This window comes from Klebsiella quasivariicola (genome assembly GCF_002269255.1).
Taxonomy (GTDB): domain Bacteria; phylum Pseudomonadota; class Gammaproteobacteria; order Enterobacterales; family Enterobacteriaceae; genus Klebsiella; species Klebsiella quasivariicola.
In genome coordinates this window covers 683758-702020 of record NZ_CP022823.1, presented here as the reverse complement: position 1 = coordinate 702020, position 18263 = coordinate 683758, and the positions used below count along the sequence as shown (strand labels likewise).

At 59.7% G+C, this 18263-nt stretch carries 19 protein-coding genes, 2 pseudogenes and 1 riboswitch; of the genes and pseudogenes, 12 read left to right on the top strand and 9 right to left on the bottom strand.

What is annotated here, in order from left to right; genetic code table 11:
• The first annotated feature begins 4 nt into the window (after window positions 1-4).
• Entirely contained in the window at window positions 5-1165 is a 1161-nt protein-coding gene (locus B8P98_RS03575) for a glutathionylspermidine synthase family protein (protein ID WP_025710506.1), read from the top strand.
• A 43-nt stretch (window positions 1166-1208) separates the two neighbouring features.
• Here the strand turns inward: B8P98_RS03575 and ygiD are convergent, their stop codons facing one another.
• Window positions 1209-2000: a 4,5-DOPA-extradiol-dioxygenase gene (gene ygiD, locus B8P98_RS03570; protein ID WP_025710507.1), complete on the bottom strand. Its 792-nt coding sequence runs from the start codon at window positions 1998-2000 to the stop codon at window positions 1209-1211.
• A gap of 185 nt (window positions 2001-2185) precedes the next feature.
• Between ygiD and zupT the strand changes: the two genes are divergently transcribed.
• On the top strand, window positions 2186-2956 hold the full coding sequence (gene zupT, locus B8P98_RS03565) for a zinc transporter ZupT (RefSeq protein ID WP_025710508.1): 771 nt from the start codon (window positions 2186-2188) through the stop codon (window positions 2954-2956).
• A 63-nt stretch (window positions 2957-3019) separates the two neighbouring features.
• Here zupT and ribB read toward each other — a convergent pair whose 3' ends face one another.
• A complete protein-coding gene (gene ribB / locus B8P98_RS03560; RefSeq protein WP_004174356.1) occupies window positions 3020-3673 on the bottom strand; it encodes a 3,4-dihydroxy-2-butanone-4-phosphate synthase in 654 nt (217 codons plus the stop codon).
• 105 nt (window positions 3674-3778) lie between these two features.
• Window positions 3779-3930: riboswitch (FMN riboswitch) on the bottom strand.
• 120 nt (window positions 3931-4050) lie between these two features.
• Here ribB and ubiK point away from each other — a divergent pair.
• On the top strand, window positions 4051-4323 hold the full coding sequence (ubiK, locus tag B8P98_RS03555) for a ubiquinone biosynthesis accessory factor UbiK (RefSeq protein ID WP_002916856.1): 273 nt from the start codon (window positions 4051-4053) through the stop codon (window positions 4321-4323).
• A gap of 36 nt (window positions 4324-4359) precedes the next feature.
• On the opposite strand, the gene glgS is transcribed toward ubiK, so the two are convergent.
• Window positions 4360-4557 (bottom strand): cell surface composition regulator GlgS, encoded by a 198-nt coding sequence (gene glgS / locus B8P98_RS03550; protein ID WP_042928986.1) that lies wholly within the window; start codon window positions 4555-4557, stop codon window positions 4360-4362.
• Here glgS and B8P98_RS30665 point away from each other — a divergent pair.
• Window positions 4549-4695, top strand: a pseudogene (locus tag B8P98_RS30665) (hypothetical protein); the annotation flags it as partial. The gene glgS and the pseudogene B8P98_RS30665 sit on opposite strands and share 9 nt — an antisense overlap.
• A gap of 80 nt (window positions 4696-4775) precedes the next feature.
• Here B8P98_RS30665 and hldE read toward each other — a convergent pair.
• From hldE to B8P98_RS03530, 3 genes are read right to left on the bottom strand one after another with little or no spacing between them, the layout of a single operon-like run.
• On the bottom strand, window positions 4776-6209 hold the full coding sequence (gene hldE, locus B8P98_RS03540) for a bifunctional D-glycero-beta-D-manno-heptose-7-phosphate kinase/D-glycero-beta-D-manno-heptose 1-phosphate adenylyltransferase HldE (RefSeq protein WP_025710510.1): 1434 nt from the start codon (window positions 6207-6209) through the stop codon (window positions 4776-4778).
• A gap of 58 nt (window positions 6210-6267) precedes the next feature.
• Window positions 6268-9105 carry a bifunctional [glutamate--ammonia ligase]-adenylyl-L-tyrosine phosphorylase/[glutamate--ammonia-ligase] adenylyltransferase gene (gene glnE, locus B8P98_RS03535; protein ID WP_080897351.1) on the bottom strand — a complete coding sequence of 946 codons (2838 nt, stop codon included), beginning with the start codon at window positions 9103-9105 and terminating at the stop codon, window positions 6268-6270.
• Between the two features lie 20 nt (window positions 9106-9125).
• Window positions 9126-10424 (bottom strand): CYTH domain-containing protein, encoded by a 1299-nt coding sequence (locus tag B8P98_RS03530; protein ID WP_025710512.1) that lies wholly within the window; start codon window positions 10422-10424, stop codon window positions 9126-9128.
• Between the two features lie 214 nt (window positions 10425-10638).
• On the opposite strand from B8P98_RS03530, the gene B8P98_RS03525 reads away from it, so the two are divergent.
• A complete protein-coding gene (locus tag B8P98_RS03525) occupies window positions 10639-11259 on the top strand; it encodes a TIGR04211 family SH3 domain-containing protein (protein WP_002916862.1) in 621 nt (206 codons plus the stop codon).
• 61 nt (window positions 11260-11320) lie between these two features.
• Window positions 11321-12562, top strand: coding sequence for a multifunctional CCA addition/repair protein (locus B8P98_RS03520; RefSeq protein WP_095032720.1), 1242 nt, complete (start codon window positions 11321-11323; stop codon window positions 12560-12562).
• Window positions 12563-12573: 11 nt separating this feature from the next.
• Here the strand turns inward: B8P98_RS03520 and bacA are convergent, their stop codons facing one another.
• On the bottom strand, window positions 12574-13395 hold the full coding sequence (gene bacA, locus B8P98_RS03515; RefSeq protein ID WP_004144532.1) for an undecaprenyl-diphosphate phosphatase: 822 nt from the start codon (window positions 13393-13395) through the stop codon (window positions 12574-12576).
• 198 nt (window positions 13396-13593) lie between these two features.
• On the bottom strand, window positions 13594-13977 hold the full coding sequence (gene folB, locus B8P98_RS03510; RefSeq protein WP_025710514.1) for a bifunctional dihydroneopterin aldolase/7,8-dihydroneopterin epimerase: 384 nt from the start codon (window positions 13975-13977) through the stop codon (window positions 13594-13596).
• 107 nt (window positions 13978-14084) lie between these two features.
• Here folB and plsY point away from each other — a divergent pair, with 107 nt between their 5' ends.
• Together plsY and B8P98_RS30660 are read left to right on the top strand one after the other, a co-directional pair.
• A complete protein-coding gene (gene plsY / locus B8P98_RS03505; protein ID WP_025710515.1) occupies window positions 14085-14702 on the top strand; it encodes a glycerol-3-phosphate 1-O-acyltransferase PlsY in 618 nt (205 codons plus the stop codon).
• 131 nt (window positions 14703-14833) lie between these two features.
• Window positions 14834-14953 (top strand): hypothetical protein, encoded by a 120-nt coding sequence (locus B8P98_RS30660; protein ID WP_042928987.1) that lies wholly within the window; start codon window positions 14834-14836, stop codon window positions 14951-14953.
• Window positions 14954-15026: 73 nt separating this feature from the next.
• Here B8P98_RS30660 and B8P98_RS31525 read toward each other — a convergent pair.
• A pseudogene (locus tag B8P98_RS31525) lies at window positions 15027-15110 on the bottom strand (short-chain dehydrogenase); the annotation flags it as partial.
• Between B8P98_RS31525 and B8P98_RS03500 the strand changes: the two are divergent.
• The 4 genes from B8P98_RS03500 to ureC are packed head-to-tail and all read left to right on the top strand — an operon-like array spanning window position 15100 to window position 18262.
• Window positions 15100-15924 carry an urease accessory protein UreD gene (locus B8P98_RS03500; protein WP_025710517.1) on the top strand — a complete coding sequence of 275 codons (825 nt, stop codon included), beginning with the start codon at window positions 15100-15102 and terminating at the stop codon, window positions 15922-15924. The pseudogene B8P98_RS31525 and the gene B8P98_RS03500 overlap by 11 nt on opposite strands.
• Window positions 15925-15933: 9 nt before the next feature.
• Window positions 15934-16236, top strand: coding sequence for an urease subunit gamma (locus B8P98_RS03495; RefSeq protein ID WP_002916871.1), 303 nt, complete (start codon window positions 15934-15936; stop codon window positions 16234-16236).
• Window positions 16237-16245: 9 nt separating this feature from the next.
• Window positions 16246-16566, top strand: a complete 321-nt coding sequence (locus tag B8P98_RS03490) for an urease subunit beta (protein ID WP_022064951.1) — start codon at window positions 16246-16248, stop codon at window positions 16564-16566.
• Complete coding sequence (gene ureC / locus B8P98_RS03485) at window positions 16559-18262, top strand: urease subunit alpha (RefSeq protein WP_025710518.1); 1704 nt, start codon at window positions 16559-16561, stop codon at window positions 18260-18262. The genes B8P98_RS03490 and ureC overlap by 8 nt, the downstream gene beginning before the upstream one ends.
• Window position 18263: the final 1 nt, after the last annotated feature.

Genomic DNA, 18263 nt, shown 5'->3' with positions numbered 1-18263 from the left:
CAACATGGAAAGAGTCAGTATTACCGAGCGCCCGGACTGGCGCGAGAAAGCGACCGAGTACGGCTTCAACTTCCACACCATGTACGGCGAGCCCTACTGGAGCGAAGAGGCCTACTACAAACTGACCCTCGCGCAGGTGGAAAAGCTCGAAGCGGTCACCGCTGAGCTACATCAGATGTGCCTCCAGGTAGTGGAGAAAGTGATCGCCAGCGATGAGCTGATGACCAAATTCCGTATCCCTAAACACACCTGGGGCTTTGTACGCCAGTCGTGGAAAACTAACCAGCCGTCGCTGTACTCGCGTCTCGACCTGGCCTGGGATGGCGTCGGTGAACCGAAGCTGCTGGAGAACAATGCCGACACGCCGACCTCGCTGTACGAAGCGGCGTTCTTCCAGTGGATCTGGCTGGAAGACCAGCTCAACGCCGGCAAGCTACCGGCGGGTAGCGACCAGTTCAACAGTTTGCAGGAAAAGTTAATCGACCGCTTCGGTGAACTGCGTGAACAGTTTGGCTTCCAGTTGCTGCACATGGCCTGCTGCCGCGATACCGTTGAAGATCGCGGTACCGTACAGTATCTGCAGGACTGCGCCGCCGAAGCAGGGCTGGCGACAGAATTCCTCTACATCGAAGATATCGGTCTCGGCGAAAAAGGCCAGTTTACCGATCTGCAGGATCAGGTGATTGGTAACCTGTTCAAGCTTTATCCGTGGGAGTTTATGCTGCGGGAGATGTTCTCCACCAAGCTGGAAGACGCCGGCGTCCGCTGGCTGGAACCGGCGTGGAAAAGCATTATCTCTAACAAAGCGTTGCTGCCGATGCTGTGGGAAATGTTCCCCAATCACCCGAATCTGCTGGCGGCCTACTTCAGCGAAGATGCCCATCCGGAGATGGAGAAGTACGTCATTAAGCCGATCTTCTCCCGTGAAGGCGCCAACGTCTCAATTATTGAGCAGGGTAAGGTCGTGGAGTCGGTGGAAGGTCCCTACGGGGAAGAAGGCACTATCGTGCAGGCGTTTTACCCCCTGCCGAAGTTTGGTGACAGCTACACGCTGATTGGCAGCTGGCTCATCAACGATCAACCTGCCGGGATCGGTATTCGTGAAGATCGGGCGCTGATCACCCAGGATCTGTCGCGCTTCTACCCGCACATTTTCGTCGAATAATGTCACGCTCCGGCGACGACATCGCCGCTGGAGCGCAATCTTATCAGGCGCCAACCACCACCGACAGCATACTCAGCGAGCCCATCTCGATACCATCCACCGGGATCGTGATCGCTTCAACGCCATCCCACGCCCCCAGCACGTACAGCAGCGGCAGGAAATGATCCGCCGTTGGGTTGGAGAGCGAGCCTCCTTCGTGCGCCAGATAGTTGACCAGCGGGTGCTGCGCGTCAGGACCTTGCCACTGCAGATTCGCCTTCACGTAGTTATTGAAGGACTCTGCCCACGGGTAGGGCGTGTTCTCGCCATGCCAACGCGCGGTACGCAGGTTATGCACTACGTTGCCGCTGGCCACCAGCATAATGCCTTCATCGCGCAGCGCGGCCAGCCTCCGCCCCATCTCCAGATGCCAGGCCGGCGGTTTAGTGCTGTCGATACTCAACTGAACCATCGGGATATCCGCCTGCGGATACATTTTAATCAGCACGCCCCACGAGCCATGATCAAATCCCCAGGCTTCTTTATCAAGGGTGACCGGCACTGGCGAGAGCAGCTCCACCAGTCGTTGCGCCAGCGCCGGAGAGCCCGGTGCCGGATAATGGGTGTCATACAGCGCCTGCGGGAAACCACCGAAGTCGTGGATGGTTTTCGGGGCCTCCATCGCCGTCACGCCCGTACCGCGCGTAAACCAGTGCGCAGAGACCACGACAATCGCCTTCGGGCGCGGCAGGGTTTCGCCCAGGTGAGCCCAGGCGCGAGTATAAATGTTGTCTTCCAGCACGTTCATTGGGCTGCCATGGCCGAGAAACAACGCGGGCATGCGGGTACGGGACATGATGATATCCTTAGGGAGTCAATGTAATGTGTTCACATTACGCGCTTTTGCGCCAGGATAAACTCAGATAAGCATGATGATGATCGTCAGAAAATTTGAATGTAATTCGCGGTAAAGGGACGTATCCCGCACGCGCATCCTCATGCAATATACGCGTATGCACTTATTTTACCGGGAGAGAAGTGATGTCATCGCCCTTGATATTGACACTGTTAGCTGGCAGCGCAACATTTATTGGTGCCATATTCGGCGTGATTGGCCAAAAACCCTCTAATCGGCTGCTTGGTTTCTCTCTCGGCTTTGCCGCCGGCATCATGCTATTGATTTCATTAATGGAAATGCTGCCGGCAGCGCTGGCTACCGAGCAAATGTCGCCGCTGCTCGGTTACGGCATGTTTGTTATCGGTCTGCTGGGCTATTTTGGCCTCGACCGCCTGCTGCCACACGCTCACCCGCAGGATCTGATGACTCCCACCGCGCCGCGTCCGCGCAATTTACGCCGCACCGCTATTCTTCTGACGCTGGGGATCAGTCTGCACAACTTTCCGGAAGGCATTGCCACCTATGTCACGGCCAGCAATAACCTGGAGCTTGGCATGGGCGTTGCGCTTGCCGTCGCTCTGCACAATATTCCTGAAGGGCTGGCGGTTGCCGGACCGGTGTATGCCGCTACCGGATCGCGCAGCAAGGCGGTGCTCTGGGCCGGGCTTTCCGGCATAGCGGAAATATTAGGCGGCGTGCTGGCGTGGCTGATTCTCGGCAGCCTGATCTCGCCGCTGGTGATGGGGGCGATCATGGCCGCCGTGGCCGGCATTATGGTAGCGCTGTCGGTCGATGAACTGATGCCGCTGGCAAAAGAGATCGACCCGCAGAGCAACCCGAGCTATGGCGTCCTGTGCGGGATGTCGGTGATGGGGTTAAGCCTGGTGGTGCTCCAGACGATGGGCATTGGTTGAGGCGCAAAAACAACACAGCCCACGACAAGGTGGGCTGTGTTCGCTGGCGTCAAAAACCGCTAATTAGCTGGCTTTACGCTCATGTTCGCGACGGTAGGCCACCAGATCTTCAATCGTGACTACTGCCATATTGTGTTGCTGAGCGAACTTGATGCACTCCGGCGCGCGCGCCATGGTGCCATCGTCGTTGGTCAGCTCGCACAGCACGCCTGCGGGTTTAAAGCCAGCCAGGGTCACGAGGTCGATAGTGGCTTCAGTGTGGCCGCCGCGGGTCAGTACGCCACCCGGCTGCGCACGCAGCGGGAAAACGTGGCCAGGACGGTTGAGATCGGAAGGTTTCGCGCCGTCGGCAATGGCCGCGCGGACGGTGGTCACGCGGTCGGCAGCGGAGACGCCGGTGGTCACACCTTCGGCCGCTTCGATGGTCACGGTAAAGCCGGTGCCGTAGGCGCTGGTGTTGTTCTCCACCATCATCGGCAGATCCAGCTGTTTGCGACGATCTTCGGTCAGGCACAGGCACACAATGCCGCTGCCGTGACGAATGGTCAGCGCCATCTGTTCAACGGTCATGGTTTCGGCGGCGAAGATCATATCGCCTTCGTTTTCACGGTCTTCATCGTCAAGCACCATCACACCGCGGCCTTCGCGCAGGGCGTCCAAAGCGTGTTCCACACGTTCAAAAGCGGTACCAAAAGAAGAAAGGAGCGTCTGATTCATGGTAAAAAAACCTCATTAAAATTATGGTTACCAGAATCAGGGCAGTCTTAGGAGTGCCGGTTTAGCGGCAAAAGTCAACGCGAGCGGGCTGTGGCCCGACTGTGTCGTTACTCTCTCCCATCCGGACTTTAACCGTCGGCCCCGGAATTACACCGGATCTGCTGACCTTCCCGTAGTCACGGGAAGCGCTCGCGGGCTTTCAACGCCATGGTTGATTTACCGCCGGTGGGGAATTTCGCCCCGCCCTGAGAATAAGCGAGATAACTATAACGCTATTGACTATCCTCGGCAATGCATAAGCTTCAAACATTTCTGGTTTATAGGCGGCCAGGTTCGCACTACAATGATCAATCATCCGACCCGAGCAGGAAACCACCATGATTGACCCGAAAAAAATTGAACAAATCGCCCGCCAGGTCCATGAGTCGATGCCAAAAGGACTTCGCGATCTGGGTGAGGATGTTGAGAAGAAAATCCGCCAGGCACTGCAGTCGCAGCTGACCCGTCTGGATCTGGTTAGTCGCGAAGAGTTTGACGTGCAGACCCAGGTGCTGCTGCGGACTCGCGAAAAACTGGCGCTGCTGGAGCAGCGTCTGAATGACCTCGAAAACCGCCCGGCAGCGACGCCTGGCAGCGAAGAGCAGCAGTAAAAAAACGGGCCCTCAGGGGCCCGTTTGGCGTTTGGCTTAGTGCGCGGCTTCCACCTGGTTACTCACCTGGCGACAGTACAGTTCATAGCGCTGGCAAAACCATTCACGATGTTCTTCATCCATATTGCCGACAATGGCCTGAAGATCAACTGGTTGGCCTTGGGCGTGCATTCTGGCGAAACTCCGCGCCAGGAAATCAAAATTCTTCATTGAATACATATCGTTATGGTTCATGCGCATACTCCTTCAGCGGTGGATGTTCTGATCAGTCATATGCCTTTTACTCACTTCAGTATTTATCCTTACCCTAGCGCGTTTTGTACGAAAAATGCGCTCAATCTGATTATTTATTGCGCCAAATCATTTTCCACATCATTAAATAAAAACGGCCCGCGATATGTCTATCGCAGGCCGTGATGCTTCACCGTACAAATCGGTGAATAGCGAAAAGCTTATTTGTCGCTATCTTTTTGTATTTTCTTAATAATATTGGTAGTTGAGCAGCCATCTTCAAAGTTGAGCACCAGCACTTCACCGCCATTAGCCCAAACCTCTTCACTACCAGCGATTTGCTCCGGCTTATAGTCGCCGCCTTTCACCAGCAGGTCCGGCAGGATGCCAGCGATCAGGCGCTGCGGAGTATCTTCTTCGAAGGAGACCACCCAGTCGACGGCCTCCAGCGCCCCCAGCACGATCATCCGCTGTTCCAGCGGGTTCACCGGGCGGCTGTCACCTTTTAGACGTTTGGTGGAAGCATCGCTGTTAACCGCCACGATCAGACGGTCGCCCAGCTTGCGCGCATTCGCCAGATAGGAGACATGGCCGGCATGCAGAATGTCGAAAACGCCGTTGGTCATCACCACTTTCTCGCCGCGCTTACGCGCTGCCGCAACCGCCTGTTTGAGTTCGGCTTCGCTCATCACGCCAAAGCCGGTCTCGGCCCGGCCGCGGACCGCGTTTTCCAGCTCGACAGGAGATACGGTGGAGGTACCCAGCTTGCCAACGACCACACCCGCCGCGGCGTTAGCGAAATAGCAGGCCTCTTCCAGGGTGTTGCCGGAGGCCAGGGTCGCCGCCAGCACGCCAATCACCGTGTCGCCGGCGCCGGTCACGTCGTACACTTCCTGGGCCTGGGTCGGCATATGCAGCGGCGGACGGCCCGGCTGCAGCAGCGTCATCCCCTGCTCAGAGCGCGTCACCAGCAGCGCTGACAGTTCGAATTCAGCGATAAGCTTCATGCCGCGTTCAACGATCTCCGCTTCATCCTGACACTTGCCCACCACCGCTTCAAACTCAGAGAGGTTCGGGGTGAGCAGCGTCGCGCCGCGGTAGCGTTCGAAATCGGTGCCTTTCGGATCGATCAGCACCGGCACACCCGCTTCACGGGCGAGCTTGATCATGGTCTGGACGCTGGTCAGCGCCCCTTTGGCGTAGTCCGAGAGGACCAGCGCGCCAATGGATCCCAGCGCCTGCTGAATGCGCTCGTGCATCGGCTGCGGATCAACGCCGGAGAAGCCCTCTTCAAAGTCAAGGCGGATCAGCTGCTGATTGCGCGACAGCACCCGCAGCTTGGTGATAGTCGGGTGAGTCGGGACGGAGACAAAGTCGCACTTCACATTGACGTTGGCCAGCGCCTGGCTCAGCGCGCGAGCGGCATCATCAATCCCGGTCAATCCCACCAGGCGCGACGTCGCTCCCAGTGAGGCGATGTTCATCGCCACGTTTGCCGCGCCGCCAGGACGTTCTTCGATATTTTCCACCTTCACCACCGGCACCGGGGCTTCCGGGGAAATACGACTGGTGGGGCCGTACCAGTAACGATCCAGCATCACATCACCCACCACCAACACTCCTGCACGTTCAAACTCCGGCAGCGTTACTTTCATGACTCTCTCCTGCGAGACGCAAACTTTGCGCGCGATAATAGCACACCCGATTTTATAGTTAAGCCATCAGCCACTTCTGCCAGCTGGCGCTGACCTGCTCACGCTCCCGGCTGAAGGCCTCTGGCGCCACGTGCCCCGGCAGCTCCTGCAGGGCCAGGTGATGGAGCGCATCACGCAAGGTAGTGTACGCATGCGTTAACGCGCGCGCTTCCTCCTCGTCCATGATGTCGTTTTGCGCCAGCAGCTCGAGAATACGCACGTTATCAGACCAGCGGGTCAGCTTCGGCTTGTCGCTGGCATAGCGTAGGACCAGATACTGGGTAATAAATTCAATATCGGTGATCCCGCCGGCATCGGCTTTGATATCAAAACGATCGGGATGTTTGTTGCCGAGGTGGGCGCGCATCTTCTCGCGCATCTCGCGAACCTCAGTCTGCAGGGTCGCGCCCTCCCGCGCAGTGGTCAGAATATCGCGACGAATGGCGTCAAAGCGCGCCTGCAGCGCCGGGTCGCCGTAGACCACGCGGGCGCGCACCAGCGCCTGATGCTCCCAGGTCCAGGCTTCGTTCTGCTGATAATCGGCAAACGCGTCGGCGGTGGTGACCAGCATCCCCGCCGCGCCGGAAGGGCGCAGCCGGGCGTCAACTTCGTAGAGAATACCGGACGAAGTGCGGGTGCTGAACAGGTGCATGATCCGCTGGGCCAGCCGCAGGTAGAACTGACGGCCATCAATCTCCCGCTCGCCGTCGGTCATCACCTCCGCCGGGCAGTCATGGAGGAACACCAGATCGAGATCGGAGCTGTAGCCCAGCTCCCAGCCGCCGAGCTTACCGTAGCCGACGACGGCGAAGCCGCGCCCCTGGCGATCGTGCAGGTGGGTCGGCTGGCCGTAGCGAGCCACCATCTGCCCCCATGCCTGCTGCACCACCGCATCGAGGATCGCTTCGGCAAGCCAGGTTAAGTGATCGCTAACCTTCATCACCGGCAGGGTGCCAGCGATATCCGCCGCGGCGATATGCAGCTGCTGCGCCTGCTTGAACTGGCGCAACGCCTCCAGCTGCTGCTCTTCATCCTCTTCCGGCACGCGCAGCAGGTACTGGCGCAGCTCGTCGCGATAGGCATCGGTCGCCGTCGGCTGATAGAGGGTGTTGGGATCCAGCAGCTCATCAAGCAGCAACGGGTGGCGCGCGAGCTGGCTGGCGACCATCGGCGACGCCGCGCAGAGCGTAATCAGGTGCTTCAGCGCGCCGGGGAATTCGCTCAGCAGCTCAAGATAGGTGGTGCGGGTGACGATCCCGGTCAACAGCGGCGTGATCCGCGCCAGAGGCAGCGGCGCATCGGCGCGCGAGCAGATTTCGCTCAGCAGATGCGGCATCAGCTGATCCAGCACCTGGCGGCCACGCGGGCCGATGGTGCGCCGATCCAGCTCTTTGCGGAAATCGGCAATCAGCGCCAGCACGCTGCGGCGATCGGTATCGTTTAAATGCGCCAGCGCCGGGCTGGCGTCATCTTCTTCCAGCGCATCCTGCCACAGCTCGCGCCAGTACTCCGCCAGTTGCTCATCCGGGGACTGGGCCTCATCATCGCCAATCAGCTCATTGAACACCCGCCGCACGTTGGCCATATGGTTATCCAACTGCGCACTCAGCGTCTCCCAGTTATCGGTATGCATCCCCCACGCCAGCCTGGCGCGGTTGAGTTCATCCTGCGGCAGGGTCTGGGTCTGCTCATCGTTGATGCTCTGCAGCAGGTTTTCCAGCCGGCGCAGGAACAGATAGGCCGCGCGCAGCAGCGCCGCGTCGCCTTCCGGCAACAGATGTAGCTCATCAATCGCTGCCAGCGTCGGCAGCAGGGCGCGCTGCTGCAGCGCAGGTTCACGACCACCGCGGATCAGCTGAAAGACCTGAACGATAAACTCAATTTCACGGATCCCGCCGGCGCCGAGCTTGATGTTGTCTTTCAGCCCGCGACGTCGCACCTCACGGGCGATCATGCCTTTCATGTTACGCAGCGACTGGATCACGCTGAAGTCGATATAGCGGCGGAAGACGAAGGGACGGAGCATCGCGCGCAGTTCGCTGGCGTAGGCGCCGTCGTTATCGCCCATGATCCGCGCTTTCACCATCGCGTAGCGTTCCCAGTCCCGGCCCTGCTCCTGGTAATAATCCTCCAGCGCCGCAAAGCTGAGTACCAGCGGTCCACTGTCGCCAAACGGCCGCAGGCGCATATCCACCCGATAAACAAAGCCGTCCTGCGTCGGCTGATCCAGCGCCTTGATCAGCCGCTGCCCCAGGCGGGTAAAGAACTGGGCATTATCCAGCTCGCGACGGCCGCCGCGGGTGGCGCCATGTTCAGGCCAGGCAAAAATCAGATCGATATCGGAAGAGAAGTTCAGTTCGCCGCCGCCCAGCTTTCCCATCCCGAGGATCAGCAGCGGCTGCGGCTGCCCCTCGGCATTGCATGGCGTTCCCCACTCCTTACAGCAGGCGGCGTACAGCCAGTCGCGGGCGGCGACAATCAGGGTCTCCGCCAGCGCGCTCAGCTGCTGCAGCGTCTCTTCTTCGCTCACCAGCGACAGCGCCTGCGCCCAGGCGATGCGGACCATCATCTGGCGGCGAAAGAGACGCAGCTCCCGCATCAACCCCGCTTCGTCAGTGACGGCCTGCAGGCGATCCTGCAGCCACGCCTCATAATGCCGCCACTCCTCTGCTTCTGGTGAAGACTGAGCCAGTTCATTCAGCCAGCCCGGCTGGGCAATCACACTCTGTTCGACAAAATCGCTGAACGCCATCACCGACCTGGCCTGTGGGCTCAGTTCGGCAACGGGAAAATCCGCTGGCAAGCGGTCGGCGACCGTCTGCCAGTGCTGCTGTAACTGCGAAGAAAGCGGCATCATAGGGGCTCCCTGGCCTGTAATTATCGTTTTCCACTATGCAGCCAGAACGGCTCCGCAGCCAGCGCCTGGCGACGGAAATATTCAAAGACGCTGCGGTCGTCATGTTCTATCGCACGCTGAAGCTCCTGCCAGTTCTCCAGCCACGGCGCGACGGCGTCGCCATAGGCGCCCGCCAGCAGCTGGACGCTGTCGATGTCGCGCGCCAGCTTCGGCAACTGGTCGGCGGCATCTTCGACCGCCAGATGCTGCACGGCGCTACGCAACTCGGCCGCCGCCCGGGAGAGGTTTATATCGGCAAACCGTTTGAACGAGCCGGCTATTTTTTTCTCTCCCGCCTCGTTGAGGAACGGACGCCAGCCGCGCTGGACCAGCCATTCGGTCAGGGCCAGTTTGGCGCCGACGACCTCGGTGCGGAATAACGCTTCGTCGGCGGTGTCCGCAGCCAGCAGAACGGCGTCGGCGTCGTTCAGCAACGCGCGGAGGTGGGTGGTCGCCTTACGCGGCACGATGCCGCCGAACAGCACCAGGGCATGGCGCACGCGGGCTATCGCCAGCAGAATTTCCACTTTGGCTTTCGCGTTGCCGCGCAGCCAGATCTCGTCGTGATACAGCCAGTGCGCCAGGGCACTCTCAAGCGCCGCCTCCAGCCCCTGCTCCACGCTGGCCTTTGCCGCCACCGGCAGCACCGCCAGCCGGGTCACCGGACGCTCATCATTGCCTTGCGCCAGATGATACCCGCGCGCGGCTTTGCTCAGGCTACCCTGACGCAGTACGCCGCTCTCCAGCAGACGGTGCGCAAGGCGCAGCAGATCGGCTGTCTCCCCGGCGAACAGCTCCAGCTCCAGCTCGCAGATTGGCTCCTGATGCTCGCCCGCCTTTACTTCGCCGCGATCGAGGGCGATCTCAATCTCACTCTTCCCTTCCTGTATCACCCAACGCTCACGGGCAAAATCGGTACTGAACAGCGGCTGAACATTATCCGCCAGCGCGGCCGGGAGCTCGCCTTGCGGCCAGACCTCCGCCGGCAGGCGCTCAAGCGCCAGCTCCGGTTTATCGAGGGGAATATTGTATTCCGGGCGCTGGTGCAGGCCGCCGACCACCCGGCCGGCGATTTTCAGCGTCATCTCATAACGCCCCTGGTCGCCGCGGATGCGCAGCCCCATGTCATGACGACGTAGCCAGTTATCGGCGGTCTCGTAGTAAATGTTCAGCAACTGGCCCGCGGGCGTATGTTTCGCCTCGAGCGCATTGAGCTGCTCGCGCAACGTCTCTACCCCATCCTGAGCGACGATAAACTTGAGTTCGATTTCTTGAGCCATGACTGAATTCTTCCGCTTCTGTGCTGCGCCGACAAATTGCGGCGAACTTACGACGATATTTTTTGTCAGTAGATAGTATTTTGCGGCGAATCGCCATGCAACGCGCTTTTTGCCGGGCCACCTCCTGGATGATTCCGATTGTGGCGGAAAACTTTGCGTCGCTCTGGCGATGCCTCTACTATCGTTCCACTTTTTATGACCAAACGATGACCTGATGCCAAAATTACGCCTGATTACTTTTACTTTGCTCGCGCTTAGCGCCGCCACGGCGGTTCACGCAGAAGAAAAGCGCTACGTTTCCGATGAGCTGAACACCTGGGTTCGCAGCGGCCCGGGCGATAATTATCGTCTGGTCGGCACCATCAACGCCGGGGAAGAAGTGTCGGTACTGCAAACGAACGACAGCACCAGTTACGCGCAAATTCGCGACAGTAATGGCCGTACCGCCTGGATCCCGCTGAAAGAGCTGAGCAACGAGCCCAGCCTGCGCACCCGTGTCCCGGATCTGGAAAACCAGGTCAAAACGCTGACCGATAAACTGAATAACATCGACGCCACCTGGAACCAGCGCACGGCGGATATGCAGAAGAAAGTCGCCGGCAGCGACAGCGTGATTAACGCGCTGAAGGACGAAAACCAAAAGTTGAAAAACGAGCTGGTTGTCGCGCAGAAGAAGGTGAACGCGGCAAATCTGCAGCTTGATGACAAACAGCGCACCATTATCATGCAGTGGTTTATGTACGGCGGCGGTGTGCTGGGCGTCGGTCTGCTGCTCGGTCTGGTGCTGCCGCATCTGGTGCCAAGCCGCAAACGTAAAGATCGGTGGATGAACTAATTCGTCTTCTCTGCCAGACTTACGTATCATCGTGCGAAAAACAGATACGGGAGAATCAGGCGTGAAGAGTTATCTGGTCGGTGGAGCGGTGCGTGACGCGCTGTTAGGACTGCCGGTCAAAGACCGAGACTGGGTGGTGGTGGGCGCCACCCCGCAACAGATGCTTGACGCGGGCTATCAACAGGTAGGCCGCGACTTTCCCGTGTTCCTCCATCCGCAAAGCCGGGAAGAGTATGCCCTGGCCCGCACCGAGCGCAAATCCGGCGCAGGCTACACCGGTTTTACCTGCTATGCCGCCCCGGACGTTACCCTCGAGGCCGATCTGCTGCGCCGCGACCTGACGGTCAACGCCCTCGCCCAGGATGCCGACGGCGCAATTATCGACCCCTACGGCGGACAGAACGATCTCCGTCAGCGCCTGCTGCGCCATGTCTCTCCCGCCTTTAGCGAAGATCCGCTGCGCGTGCTGCGCGTGGCGCGCTTTGCCGCCCGCTACGCCCACCTCGGTTTTCGCATTGCCGAAGAGACCCAGGCCCTGATGCTCGCGATGGTTGAGGCCGGCGAGCTGGCGCATTTAACGCCGGAGCGGGTGTGGAAAGAGACGGAAAACGCATTGACTACTCGCAACCCGCAGGTCTTTTTCCAGGCACTGCGCGACTGTCAGGCCCTTAAGGTGCTGTTTCCGGAAATTGACGCGCTGTACGGCGTGCCGGCTCCGGCGAAGTGGCATCCGGAAATCGACACCGGCCTGCACACCCTGATGACCGTCACGATGGCCGCGATGCTGTCGCCGGACGTTGATGTGCGCTTCGCCACCCTGTGCCACGACCTCGGCAAAGGGCTGACGCCGAAAGCGCTCTGGCCGCGTCACCATGGCCATGGCCCGGCGGGAGTTAAGCTGGTGGAGCAACTCTGCGCGCGTCTGCGGGTGCCAAACGATATCCGCGATCTCGCGAAACTGGTGGCGGAGTACCATGACCTAATCCACACCCTGCCGATCCTGCAGCCGAAAACCCTCGTCAAACTCTTTGACAGCATTGACGCGTGGCGCAAACCGCAGCGCGTGCAGCAGATCGCGCTCACCAGCGAAGCCGACGTCCGCGGACGTACCGGTTTTGAGGCCAGCGATTACCCACAAGGGCGGCTGCTGCTGGAGGCCTGGGAAGTGGCGCAGTCGGTCTCCACCAAAGAGGTGGTGGCGGCGGGCTTTAAAGGGGCGGAGATTCGCGAGGAGCTGACGCGGCGGAGAATTGCGGCGGTGGCGCGGTGGAAGGAACAGCGTTGCCCCCAGCCGCAAGGCTGAGGGCGCAGGCCTTAGAAGAAGACCACGTAAACCGCTGCCGCGACGATAAAGCGGTAGATAGCGAACGGAATGAACGAGATCCGTTTGATCAGCTGCAGGAAGGTTTTAATCGCAATCAGCGCCACGATAAACGCCATCACGAAGCCGACGGCAAACATCGGGACATCGCCCATGTTCAGGAAGCCGATGCTCTTGTAGACGTCCAGCACGGTGGCGCCCATCATCATCGGTACCGCCAGCAGGAAAGAGAACTCTGATGCCGCATAGCGGCTGACGCCCATCAGCATGCCGCCGGAGATAGTCGCCCCCGAGCGGGAGAAGCCCGGCCACAGCGCCAGGCACTGAAAGCAGCCGATGACGAACGCCTGACGATAAGTCATATCGTCAATCCCGACCGCGCGCGGCTGTTTCGGCTTCAACACTTCCGCCGCAATCAGCAATACGCCGCCGACAATCAGGGCGTACATCACGTTCACGGGGTTAAACAAGGATTTAATGGTGTCGTGGAAAATCAGCCCCATCACCACCGCAGGGATCATACCGAGGAGAATATGGATAAGCGACAAGCGACCGCTGCCCTGACCTTCATGCGCCGGCGGCTTGCCAAAATGGATGCCGATCAGGCCGAACAGGCGACGCCAGAACATCACCACCACGGCGAGTATCGAACCTAACTGAATCACCACTTCAAAGGTATTTGCCGTATCACCTTCAAACCCCAGCAGGTGACCAACAATAATCATATGACCGGTACTGGAAACAGGTAAAAACTCTGTCAAACCCTCAACCACACCCAATATTGCCGCCACCAGCAGCGAGTGTATATCGCTCATCCAATTAAACCCTTTAAAAAAGTAAAATGAAAAAAACCAGGAACACGGTATCGTTCAACAGGCACAACCCGGCAGCCAGAGCGCGCCAAATCCGCAGCGTACAGGAAGTACACACGAATTTGCCCACCGTTCTGGAAGGACATCGCCAGTAAAATTGCCTGATGACCGGATGCTATGACCGGTATAAACGCAATTTGTTTAACAAGTATGACCTGAAAAGTTTTGTTTCAGATTAAGGCCACGTTCAATAATCACCCCGACGTTTGCCGCGCGAGCCACGGCGCCAGGTTTGCTGACTTTTATGCGCACCCATGGCGACTGGAATGTTTCCAGCAGCAGGTCGGCCACTTCTTCCGCCACCCGCTCCACTAACGCGAATTTTCCCCCCTCCACATGCGCGATCACGCGCTCGCTGATATCAGCATAGCTGAGGCAGTCGCTGACATCATCGCTGCCAGCGGCCTTGCGGTTATCCCATGCAATTTCGATATCGAACACCAGCTTCTGCTCAATGGTTTGTTCCCAGTCATAAACACCAATGGTGGTGATTACCGAAAGTTGCTCTATAAATACAATATCCATCACGCCCTGCCTGCTTTTTAGCTAAACCGGATACCACTTCCGGCGAATTATGCGTATTATCCACAGATGCAGAGAATACAACGACATTTTCAAAACGGAACAGCGTTATGAGTGCAATCGCGCCTGGACTGGTACTCCTCGCCTACCTCTGCGGCTCCATTTCCAGCGCCATTCTGGTATGTCGCCTTGCTGGCCTGCCCGACCCACGTGACAGCGGCTCAGGCAACCCCGGGGCCACTAACGTACTACGAATTGGCGGAAAAGGGGCGGCCGTAGCGGTACTTATTTTTGATGTGCTGAAGGGCATGCTCCCGGTGTGGGGCGCCTGGGCGCTGGGCCTTACGCCGTTCTGGCTGGGTTTAGTGGCGATTGCCGCCTGCGTAGGCCATATCTGGCCCATCTTCTTTCATTTCCGCGGTGGCAAAGGCGTCGCCACGGCCTTCGGCGCTATCGCCCCCATCGGTCTCGATCTGACCGGCGTGATGGCCGGGACCTGGCTGCTGACCATCCTGCTCAGCGGCTACTCTTCCCTGGGCGCTATCGTCAGCGCGCTGATCGCCCCGTTTTACGTCTGGTGGTTCAAACCGCAGTACACCTTTCCGGTGTCGATGCTCTCCTGCCTGATCCTGCTGCGCCATCACGACAACATTCAGCGCCTGTGGCGCCGCCAGGAGAGCAAAATCTGGACCCGCGTGAAGAAGAAAAAAACGCCAGAGCAGAAGTAATCTCCCCTCCCGGCTCCGCCAGCCGGGCGACTCTCCTGCGCGAATCGCACCTTTCACCCGCTCTTTTACGCCTCCTCGCCATCAAAGGCGATCATCGCCACATCCCCCTTTTGTAACAATGCGTTAGCGGTATGGAAAGGCAAAAGTTGCGCTGGCGGCTGGCGGCGCGGCGCAACCCGATCCGCCGCCTTTTCCGCCGCGGCCAGGCAGCGGATCAGGATATTGACGACAAAGATAATCCGGGTGAATAATTCGGAGCGGTTATGCCGCTTTCCCCTCGCGCCCGTCACGACGCACCGGGTTACGGATGACATAAGCGTTTCATATGACCGGGATAATCACCCACCGATCAATACTCATTGCTGCTGTTTTATCTTGATTTTGCAGGGGCGCAACATTGCACGGCACCGTGTTACCACCACTCAAAAAAGGCTGGCAGGCCACGCTGGATCTGCGCTTTCAGCAGGCCGGCGGCAAGACCGTTCTCGCCAGCGCCCAACACGTCGGCCCGCTGACCGTCCAGCGCCCGTTTTACCCGGAAGAAGAGACCTGTCACCTCTATCTGCTTCACCCGCCCGGCGGCATCGTCGGCGGTGATGAGCTGACGATTAGCGCCCATCTTGACCCCGGCTGCCATACGCTGATAACCATGCCTGGCGCCAGCAAGTTTTACCGCAGCAGCGGCGCGCAAGCGCTGATGCGCCAGCAGTTGACCATTGCCCCGCAGGCGACCCTGGAGTGGCTCCCGCAGGATGCCATCTTTTTTCCCGGGGCCAATGCCCGGCTGTCCACCACCTTTCATCTGTGCGCCTCCAGCACGCTGCTGGCCTGGGACCTGCTCTGCCTTGGCCGCCCGGTGATTGGCGAAACCTTCAGCCATGGCACCCTCAGCAACCGGCTGGAAGTGTGGGTGGATGAGATACCGCTGCTGGTCGAACGCCTGCACCTGCAGGAGGGAGAGCTGTCCAGCGTTGCCGAACGCCCCTGGGTCGGCACTTTGCTGTGCTATCCGGCTACCGACACCCTGCTCGACGGGGTGCGCGACGCGCTGGCGCCGCTCGGTCTCTACGCCGGCGCCACCCTGACCGACCGCCTGCTGACGGTACGTTTCCTCAGTGACGATAATCTGATTTGCCAGCAGGTGATGCGCGACATCTGGCAGTTTCTGCGCCCTCATCTCACCGGCAAATCCCCCGTCCTTCCCCGAATCTGGCTGACTTAAGAGAACGTTATGGAACTGACCCCCCGAGAAAAAGACAAGCTGTTGTTGTTTACCGCCGCGCTGGTGGCGGAACGCCGCCTGGCTCGCGGCCTGAAGCTCAACTATCCGGAGTCCGTGGCCCTGATCAGCGCCTTTATTATGGAAGGCGCCCGCGACGGCAAAAGCGTAGCCTCACTGATGGAGGAAGGCCGTCACGTCCTGACCCGCGAGCAGGTGATGGAGGGCGTCCCGGAAATGATCCCGGATATCCAGGTCGAAGCCACCTTTCCGGACGGCTCGAAGCTGGTCACCGTTCACAACCCGATTATCTGAGGTAGCGCCATGATCCCCGGTGAATATCACGTTAAGCCCGGTCAGATAGCCCTGAATACCGGCCGGGCGACCTGTCGCGTGGTCGTTGAAAACCACGGCGATCGGCCGATTCAGGTCGGTTCGCACTACCATTTCGCCGAGGTCAACCCGGCGCTGAAGTTCGACCGTCAGCAGGCCACTGGCTATCGCCTGAATATCCCGGCCGGCACGGCGGTACGTTTTGAACCCGGCCAGAAACGCGAGGTCGAGCTGGTGGCCTTCGCCGGTCACCGCGCCGTCTTCGGCTTCCGCGGCGAGGTCATGGGCCCTCTGGAGGCAAACGATGAGTAATATTTCACGCCAGGCCTATGCCGACATGTTCGGCCCCACCGTCGGCGACAAGGTGCGCCTGGCGGATACCGAGCTGTGGATCGAAGTGGAAGATGATTTGACCACCTACGGGGAAGAGGTCAAATTCGGCGGCGGCAAAGTGATCCGCGACGGGATGGGTCAGGGACAGATGCTGGCCGACGACTGTGTCGATCTGGTGCTCACCAACGCGCTGATCGTCGATCACTGGGGGATCGTCAAGGCCGATATCGGCGTGAAGGACGGCCGGATCTTCGCCATCGGCAAAGCCGGCAATCCCGATATCCAGCCCAACGTCACCATCCCCATCGGCGCCGCGACGGAAGTGATTGCCGCCGAAGGCAAGATCGTCACCGCCGGCGGGATCGATACCCATATTCACTGGATCTGTCCGCAGCAGGCGGAAGAGGCGCTGGTCTCCGGCGTGACCACCATGGTCGGCGGCGGCACCGGCCCGGCCGCGGGCACCCACGCCACCACCTGTACCCCGGGCCCGTGGTATATCTCACGCATGCTGCAGGCGGCCGACAGCCTGCCGGTCAATATCGGCCTGCTGGGCAAGGGCAACGTTTCTCAGCCGGATGCCCTGCGCGAGCAGGTAGCGGCGGGCGTCATTGGCCTGAAAATTCATGAGGACTGGGGCGCCACCCCGGCGGCGATCGACTGTGCGTTAACCGTCGCCGATGAAATGGACATTCAGGTCGCCCTGCACAGCGACACCCTCAATGAGTCCGGTTTTGTGGAAGATACCCTCGCCGCCATCGGCGGGCGCACTATTCACACCTTTCATACCGAAGGGGCCGGCGGCGGCCATGCGCCGGACATCATCACCGCCTGCGCCCATCCGAACATTTTGCCGTCGTCCACCAACCCAACGCTGCCCTACACCCTCAACACCATCGATGAACATCTCGATATGCTGATGGTCTGCCACCATCTGGACCCGGACATTGCCGAGGACGTGGCCTTTGCCGAATCGCGTATTCGCCGGGAAACCATCGCCGCGGAAGACGTGCTGCACGATCTCGGCGCCTTCTCGCTCACCTCATCCGATTCGCAGGCCATGGGCCGCGTCGGGGAAGTGATTCTCCGCACCTGGCAGGTGGCGCATCGCATGAAGGTGCAGCGCGGCGCGCTGGCGGAGGAGACCGGGGATAACGACAACTTCCGCGTGAAGCGCTACATCGCCAAATACACCATCAACCCGGCGCTGACCCACGGCATCGCACACGAAGTCGGATCCATTGAGGTGGGTAAGCTGGCTGACCTCGTGGTCTGGTCACCAGCCTTCTTCGGCGTGAAACCGGCCACCGTGATCAAAGGCGGCATGATCGCCATCGCGCCGATGGGCGATATCAATGCCTCTATTCCGACCCCGCAGCCGGTGCACTACCGCCCGATGTTTGGCGCGCTGGGCAGCGCCCGCCATCACTGCCGCCTCACCTTCCTGTCGCAGGCGGCGGCAGCCAATGGCGTTGCCGGGCGGCTGAACCTGCGCAGCGCGATCGCCGTGGTGAAAGGCTGCCGTACGGTGCAGAAAGCCGACATGGTGCACAACAGTCTGCAGCCTAACATCACCGTCGACGCCCAGACCTATGAGGTACGGGTGGATGGCGAACTTATCACCAGCGAGCCGGCAGACGTTCTGCCGATGGCGCAACGATATTTTCTGTTTTAAG